Origin of the sequence: Gilliamella sp. Fer4-1, assembly GCF_001690515.1 — a bacterium.
GTDB classification, from domain to species: domain Bacteria; phylum Pseudomonadota; class Gammaproteobacteria; order Enterobacterales; family Orbaceae; genus Gilliamella; species Gilliamella apicola_C.
Genome location: NZ_LZGZ01000069.1, coordinates 1 through 1446, shown reverse-complemented (window position 1 = coordinate 1446; position 1446 = coordinate 1). Strand labels below are relative to the sequence as shown.

General features: G+C 31.5%; 1 protein-coding gene. It reads left to right on the top strand.

Annotation, left to right across the window (positions count from 1 at the left end):
* Positions 1–169: 169 nt before the first annotated feature.
* Positions 170–1114, top strand: coding sequence for a type IV pilus twitching motility protein PilT (locus A9G30_RS02395; protein WP_065582556.1), 945 nt, complete (start codon positions 170–172; stop codon positions 1112–1114).
* The last annotated feature ends 332 nt before the right edge of the window (positions 1115–1446 follow it).

Genomic DNA, 1446 nt, shown 5'->3' with positions numbered 1-1446 from the left:
CTGTGATCTGTTGTACTGGTTTAGTTTTACTAACTGCAATAAGTTCTATTGTATTGGGATCTCGTTTGCATTTTGATGTAATTGTTTCAATTTCATTTCTAATAGCCAATAAATTGTCATGTATGGTATTCATTTTTATTCCCAATTAATAATTATTAGGTTAATTGTAATGTTAAACTCGATATTAGCGCTTAGTGTAACGCAAAATGCTTCAGATTTGCATCTTTCAAGTGGCGAAGCTGTACGAATTCGCATTAATGGGCAACTTCAGCTTTTATCAAAAGAAAAATTGTTATCATTAAATTTGGAAATTGAATTATTAAAGTTACTAAACGAAGTGCAAAAAAAACAATTACAACAAAATAGACAAATCGATTTGGCCTATCAAGCTGCTGGAATAGGTCGATTTAGAGTCAATATTTTTTATCAACAACGAGGCATTTCGGCTGTATTTCGAATAATTAAAAACTATATTCCCGATCTATCTGAGATAGGCGCACCAGAGGTTTTTAAGAAACTAATAAAGTACGAAACAGGTATAATATTAGTTACTGGTTCGACCGGAAGTGGTAAATCAACCACGCTTGCATCATTAATTCAGCACATCAATTTGACCCAGTCTAAGCACATTATTACACTAGAGGATCCTATTGAATTTATCTATCAAAGTCAAAATTCATTAGTTCAGCAAAGAGAACTTACTTATTTTGATCATGCCATTATTGATAGTATTTTAAGGCAAGATCCTGATATTATATTATTAGGTGAATTACGCAATAAACACGCAATTCAAGCAGCATTAACTGTCGCTGAAACTGGTCATTTAGTTTTTGCTACTTTGCATACAAATTCTGCTATTCAAAGCATAAATCGTATGATTGATGTATTTGAAAGCAACTCACATGATTTTATCCGTACACAATTAGCTAACAGTTTAAGAGCTGTTATAAGCCAAAAACTAGTGCCTACCGAACAAGGACGTAAAGCGTTGTTTGAAATTCTAATCAATACGCCAGCTATTAGTAATTTGATTAGTGAAGGAAAAATTAAACAAATTTTTTCGATTATGCAGACCGGGCAACAGTATGGCATGCAAATTATGGCTGATAATTAGGGATTAGCTATTATACAGTTCTATGCCAATCTAATTTTTGAATGATAACAACGAATAAATAAAAGTAGAACTTTACAAATCTTTACAAAAAATAGTTTTTTTTATTTTTTAACTGTGTGCTTTTTAGTTATAATTGAGCGATTCTTATATATTCTATTTATGAAAGCGATTCACCTAGTCTAGGTATTATAAAATTAGCTAACAAATTAAATTTATTAACTAAATTTAATTTGTTAGGAAGCTGTAACTTGAAAAAATGGAAGGAAAATGATATAATGTTAGTACAGGCACACAGGCACACAGGCACACAGGCACACAGGCACACAGGCACA